This is a genomic window from Escherichia sp. Lx600-2 (assembly GCF_036662595.1).
GTDB lineage: Bacteria > Pseudomonadota > Gammaproteobacteria > Enterobacterales > Enterobacteriaceae > Escherichia > Escherichia coli.
Genome location: NZ_JAYQWM010000139.1, coordinates 1 through 6515, shown reverse-complemented (window position 1 = coordinate 6515; position 6515 = coordinate 1). Strand labels below are relative to the sequence as shown.

The 6515-nt window shown below is 54.2% G+C and carries 4 protein-coding genes and 2 pseudogenes; all 6 read right to left on the bottom strand.

The window, feature by feature from the left end; all coding sequences use genetic code 11:
• On the bottom strand, positions 1–341 hold a 341-nt coding region (locus tag OQV04_RS23045; RefSeq protein WP_332642998.1), incomplete at its 3' end, for an ASCH domain-containing protein.
• Positions 342–639: 298 nt separating this feature from the next.
• Positions 640–2022: pseudogene (locus OQV04_RS23040) on the bottom strand (amidohydrolase family protein).
• A 9-nt stretch (positions 2023–2031) separates the two neighbouring features.
• Positions 2032–2982, bottom strand: coding sequence for a carbamate kinase family protein (locus tag OQV04_RS23035; RefSeq protein WP_000661637.1), 951 nt, complete (start codon positions 2980–2982; stop codon positions 2032–2034).
• A gap of 142 nt (positions 2983–3124) precedes the next feature.
• Entirely contained in the window at positions 3125–4543 is a 1419-nt protein-coding gene (locus tag OQV04_RS23030) for a DUF1116 domain-containing protein (RefSeq protein ID WP_032280345.1), read from the bottom strand.
• Positions 4543–6090: an acyl-CoA synthetase FdrA gene (gene fdrA, locus OQV04_RS23025; RefSeq protein WP_032280344.1), complete on the bottom strand. Its 1548-nt coding sequence runs from the start codon at positions 6088–6090 to the stop codon at positions 4543–4545. Before fdrA ends, OQV04_RS23030 begins: the two co-directional genes overlap by 1 nt.
• A pseudogene (locus OQV04_RS23020) lies at positions 6080–6445 on the bottom strand (DUF2877 domain-containing protein); the annotation flags it as partial. The pseudogene OQV04_RS23020 and the gene fdrA, both read right to left, overlap by 11 nt.
• Positions 6446–6515: the final 70 nt, after the last annotated feature.

The window sequence follows — 6515 nt, the reverse complement described above, 5'->3', positions numbered from 1 at the left end:
CGGTGGAGCTGCATGACAAAGTCATCGGGCATTATCTGAACATAAAACACTATCAATAAGTTGGAGTCATTACCCGCGGTGACATCAGAAAAGCGCAGTAAATGCAGGCCAATCACTCTGATAACACATACAGGCTCACCACGGCTATTTTCTACAATCTTATACTCACCAATCATCGGAAATGCGTTGTCTTCAATACATCCTGCCAGCGAACCACAGGAAGCTGTTTTAACACCAGTCGCAATCAACGTTGCGAGGTGATCGGCCAACGCTGCAGAATCGCCAAAAGTACAAAAGGAAGCATGGGGATATTTTTGTAAGATTTTTTCTTTTATGGTCATGAGAATATTTTCGCGATTACGGAAAAACAAATCACATCTTAATTACTGTTGGTAACCATCAGCAAGAATATCATTGGTTTTTCGATACTGAATCTTTTTTATCCGAAGCAGGTCACATTTATGGCCTGATAAATACCTTTGTTAAAACTCACTTTTGTGTATTTCTCTCAAATAATCCCCTGGAAATTATGCCGGGAGATTATAAAGTTCAGGATCATTCATTAGCAAACCATTCCCGCCCCACTCCCTGGGGCTTAAATCTCTTACTATTCACCGTTGCAGGCGTTTCAAATGCGCATCAACCTGCCACACTCCCCCACACCAGTTGCCCTTTATGGAACGTTGCGGTTCTCGGCGAGATACGCGCCACCGCCTCGGCGGAACAGGAGGCGTCCACCAGCACAAAGCTGGCGTCATCCTGCGCTTTTGGCCATACACGCTCGCCTTTTTCATTCAGCGGCAATACATCGCCAGTGGCTAGAAACAGCGAACGGGAGAGGTTCTGTTCGTTAGGACGAATATAGAGCTGCGCGTAGAGATTGGCTTTTTCCAGCATGTCGCCCAGACCATAAGGCGACCAGTGGTCGATAACGCTGTCAGTGCCAGTCATCACTTTTACGCCTTTGTCGTGTAACTGTTTGAGCGGCATATGCAGCGTACCAATCGGCACCGTCGAGGCGATAGAAATTTGCTGCACCACCATCCGGTTAGCCAGTTCATCTACCTGTTGCTCGTTGAGTGTTGCCAGCGCAAAGGCATGGCTGATGGTCAGTTTGCCCTTCAGTTGCGGCGTTTTCTCCACTGTTTCAACCATATAATTGATGGCCGCCACGCCTGCCGGAGTGGTTTCGTGCAGGTGAATATCGACGCCTTTGTCGTAGTCCAGCGCAATCTGGAACATGGTGTCGAGGGATTTTTCCATCGCGCCATCAACACTGGTTGGGTCCAGCCCGCCAACGTAATGCGCCCCTGCCTGCATTGCTTCGCGCATTAAGGGTTCCGATTTCGACAGCAGCAAACCGTGCTGCGGGAAGGCGACAATTTCACACTCGAAGCCCGCCTGACGTCGCGCCAGCACCGCCTGCAAATTTTGCAGATTTTTCAGGCCGGAAACCGGTTCGATATTGCAGTGGCTGCGGGCAATGGTAGTGCCTTTCGACTGCAATAAATCGATCAGTTTTTCCGCCCGTTCCTGAGTATACGGTTGCAGTTCCGGCAGCATTTTCTGCTCGAGCTTAATCATGTCCTGAATGGTGGTGCCAGCCGGACGATTGAGTGAGCGCCACGGCCCGCCGTAAAAGGTTTTGTCGAGATGAATATGCATGTCGCGGGTGGTGGGCAGCATCAGCTTACCGCCAGCGTCATAGTGCGGCAGCGTGGCGTCCGGATGCTGCTTGTTCTCGCGCAGCGCAACAATTTTACCGTTCTGAATCTCCACGGTCTGGCGCGCCGTGCGGGTCTACACCGCCACACCGTTTTCGTAGTCAAAACCGGTTTCCAGCAGCACGTTGTCGAGATAGTAGTGCGGGTCAGTGATTTTCATGGTGTTATTCGCGTCGCAGTTTAGGTTGCCAGCTACCGCCGCATGGGCGAGCGGCACAGACGTACCAAACAACGCGGCGGCGGTGACCATCTTACCGCTCTGGCTCAAAAACTCACGGCGGCTATTGCTTTCTTTCATCTTACGTCCTCACGTTTTAATAATATGGGTGCCCGTTTCACCGCGCAGCGCCGCGGGCAGGCATTCCGGCGTGGTGATAATCACTTCTTTGCCGCCCTGTTCCAGGAACGTCAGGCTCGCGATGATTTTTGGCAACATGCTGCCAGGCGGGAAATGCCCTTCCTGCATATAGCGGGTCATGGTGGCAATATCTACGCGATCCAGCGCCTGCTGCTGCGGTTTGCCAAAATGAATACACACTTTTTCGACGCCAGTGGTGATCACCAGAATGTCGGCGTGAATTTCACGGGCCAACAGCGCGGTAGAGAGATCTTTGTCGATAACCGCGTCCACGCTTTGGTAATCTCCCGCTTCAGTGCGCACCACCGGAATACCACCACCGCCCGCGCCAATCACCACAAAGCCTTGCTGGATCAGCGCCTTAATGGCCGGTGCTTCGACAATACGTTTCGGTTCCGGCGAGGCGACCACGCGGCGATAGCCCCGTCCGGCATCTTCAACAAAACGCCAGTCAGGGTTCGCCTTTTGTAATTCGTCACGCTGACTTTCACTGAAGAATGCGCCGATGGGCTTGGTGGGATGAGCAAACCCTGGATCGTTTTTATCCACTTCCACCTGAGTCACCACGGTGACGGCTTTTTTCTCACCGTGACGCGCCAGTCGGTTGTTCAGCGCCTGTTGGATCAGATAGCCGATGCCGCCTTGCGTATCCGCCACACAGTTCGCCAGCGGCGTTAAAGGCAGCCCTTCGCGCTCGTGGGCAATCTCCGCACGGCGTAAATCCAGCCCGACCTGCGGCCCGTTGCCGTGGGTCAGCACAATGTCGTAATCGGAAGCCAGCATTTCCAGCACCGTATCGGCCACGGCTTTCACCGCCTCCGCCTGATGCTCAATCGACTGGCTGGCGTTATCCTTGATAATGCTGTTGCCACCAATGGCAACGACCACAAGTTCTTTCATGTTGTTATGTCCGCTACAGAGGGTGATGGAGTTATGACCAACGCCAGACTGCCTGATGCGCTACGCTTATCAGGCCTACAATTCTCGCGCCATTCGTAGGCCGGATAAGGCGTTCACGCTGCATCCGGCATGAACATGTAGGTCAGACGCCGTAACGTTCGCACCAGCCAAGAATGGCTTTCTCGAAGCAGGCAAAAGGTGGATGCACAATGCCCGCGCCAATCATGCCGACGCCCGCATCTTTATGGGCGATGGCGGTGTTGATCACCGGCAGAATGCCGCTGCTACCCACGCGGGTGATGTCGATTGCCAACGGCACGCCCATAAAACCAAGCAGCGGAATGGTGACGTTGGGGTTTTCGCCAAGGGTGATTTCGCGCATCTGACGGGAGAAATCGATAGCCTCTTCCACCGTGCCACCCACCAGCGCGACGATTGCAGGCGCGGTCGCCATGGCAAATCCGCCAATACCGTAGGTTTCGGTGATGGCACTGTCGCCGATATCCAGCCCCGAATCTTCCGGCTTATAACCGGCAAACATCGGGCCGATGACCTGCTGCGCCGGACCGGTAAACCATTGCCCCGGTAATCCGCTGACCCGCAGGCCGAACTCGACGCCGTTACGCGCCATGGTGGTGACCACGGTGCTGTATTCGATGCCGTGCGCCGCATCCATCGCCGCTTTACACATCGCCATCCACGTCGGGCCGGAGAAGTAGTCGCTGCTGGCGACAAACTCAAACACTTCGCGCTGTTGCTCGACGGAATAACCTGCCTGAATGATCCCCGGCGTCAGCGCCTGAATCAGCAGCGTCGTCCCGGCGTTATTGCGGTTATGGCACTCATCGCCCATATGCAGCGCCTGCGCCAGCATTAAGCGCAGATCGATTTCGCCGATAATTTTCATCGCGTCGCGCAGTATTGGTCCCTGCACATCACGCATCCAGTTCAGGCGGTCAATCACGCTCTGGTCGTTAGCGCCCATACGCAAAATCTTCGCCATCTGCTCGCTCATGTTGGTATAAGCGATGTTGCCGTAGGTTTTGTTTTTTACGATGTGCATAAACATCGAGGCCGAGGTAACACCCGCCATCGATCCCACGCAGTCGTGCTCGTGACACGGCGAGAAGGTGATCTCCCCGGAAGCCGCCAGTTCAGCCGCCTCGTCGAGATCTTTCGCCAGTCCTTCGAACACCAGCGCTCCGGTGACCGCGCCTTTCATCGCGCCGCACATTTTTTCCCAGGTGATCGGCGGCCCGGCGTGAAGAATGGTTTTCGGCGTCATGCCCGGCACCACGTTAATCGCCTGATCAAAACCAATCAGCACCGGATGCGACTGGATAATGCGCTCCAGCGCCTGCTGGTTAGCGGCGGCGATTTTGTCTGCCAGCGGCGAATCGGCAATGTTATCCAGCGCCTGCACCACCTGCATATTGCCCTGCCCCGGCGGCGTCCAGTCGAGTTGAGTCACTTCTACATGCTGCTTTTTCAGGTCATCGCTAAACATGGCGATGCCGACGTTAATAACGTTCAATGGTTGGCTAAACAGTGACTGGCTCATCAGGCTTCCTCCCCTTTGCAGATAAATTCACGCGCCAGCAATCCGGTATTGGTGCTGCTGCTCGCCAGAATCACTCCGGCATCAAGCAGCATCTGGCTTTGTTGTTCTAACGATGGCGTATCAAGATCGGTACCCAGCACATAGGCGAGAATGATCAACTCGCGTCCTTCGGCAGCGGCGATCGCTTTCGCTTCTTTGATCGCCTCGATGGTGGAGCCGACCGGATCTTCATGCGATCCAAATCCGAGCACAAAATCCATCACGATCACCGCCACTTCTGGATCGCGCGCCTCTTCGATCAAGCGACTGATGCGGTTGGTGGGGTCAATCATTGGATGCGGCTTGCCGTTGGTGAAGTCGTCATCGCCAAAGTCGAGGAAGGTGTGTTTGATGCTGCGGTTGATATCTTTCAGGCGGAATTCCGGATCGGGCTGAATGTTGCTGTAGACATCGCCGTGTTTTTCCATCACCGCGAACATGGTTTCGTCGCACAGCGTGCCGCCGCAGAACAGGCCACGAATGTATTTCTGCTGGGGTTGCAGACGCGCACGCACATCCGCAATCAACGGCTGGTTAAGCGTATGCAGGTCGAGATTTTCCTGTTTCACGCCGGAGAGCATCACCGCTTTTAGCGCCGCTTCTTTGCTGCCGCGAGCAAACTGTAGCCCCTGCTCGTCAACCGGCGTTTCGCCACGACCGAGGAAGCAGACCACCACCGGCTTGCGGCAGGCGCGGGCGCGTTCCAGCACTTTACGGGCCACCGCAGGCGCGGGAGGTTTTGAAATCAGCGCGATAATTTCAGTTTGCGGATCGTTTTCCAGCATCCCGATGGCGTCGAGCATCATCAGGCCGCCGATTTTCTCGCTCAGGTCGCGCCCGCCGGTGCCAATCAGTTGTGAAACGCCGCCACCAAATTCATGAATGCGGACGCTCAGCTCCTGGCTGCCGGTGCCGGATGCGCCAACAATACCGATGTTGCCGCGACGCACGGCGTTACCAAAACAGAGCGCCGCGCCGTTGATAATCGCCGTGCCACAGTCTGGCCCCATCATCAGCAGCCCTTTTTCGTGAGCCAGTTGCTTGAGCGCCAGTTCATCTTCAACTGAGACGTTATCGGAAAACAGCATCACGTTGAGATCGTTTTGCAGCGCCTGACGCGCTTCGCGAGCGGCAAACAGACCGTTGACCGAAATCACCGCCAGGTTACTTTCCGGGATATGCTTTTTGGCGCTGGCAATAGTGGCGTAACGCGCCTCGTGCGAGCCGCTTTGCGCTTTGGTGTTGAACAGTTCTTCAATCTCCGCCAGCAACTGCTCATTGTCCGCACCCGATTTACCATTGATGACAATCATCAGGTCGCCGTTTTTCGCCTGCTCCAGCTCCGGCGTCAGCAGTCCTAAATTCTTCAGCACGCCTTTATTCATTTCGGTCGCCATCGCCACAAATGCCTGCTCGACGCCGTCGAGTTTATTTGCACGCGTGGAGATAGACATCAGTGAGACAGAATCAAAATAGGTATTCGGTTTAATGACTATTTTAACTGACATAATTCCCTCCGTAGGTTTGGCTCAGCGCACAACCATCGGCCATGCCATACAGCATGTCGCAGCCGGAACTGGAGCCAATATGTTTAATTTTTTCTATTGCCTGAGTTGCGTTCCCAGGGATGTCATAAATAATGTTGTGAATAAAACGATGAATATTTTCCCGGCAACGTTGTTGTAATGCGGCTTCCAGCGTTATAGCACTTAATAATGTGGTATTATTTCTGCCGCGTTGCAGACCGAGATAAAATTCCTCTTTGTATTTTTCCGCCGGATGCCCGGGAATAAATAAAATAAGCGCCAGACCTGTTAAATAATCGTCGGCTGATGGCGTAAGGCCAATCCCTAACCCCGGTGATGCTGCCAACTTACTGATTTAGTGTATGATGGTGTTTTTGAGGTGCTCCAGTGGCTTCTGTTTCTATCAG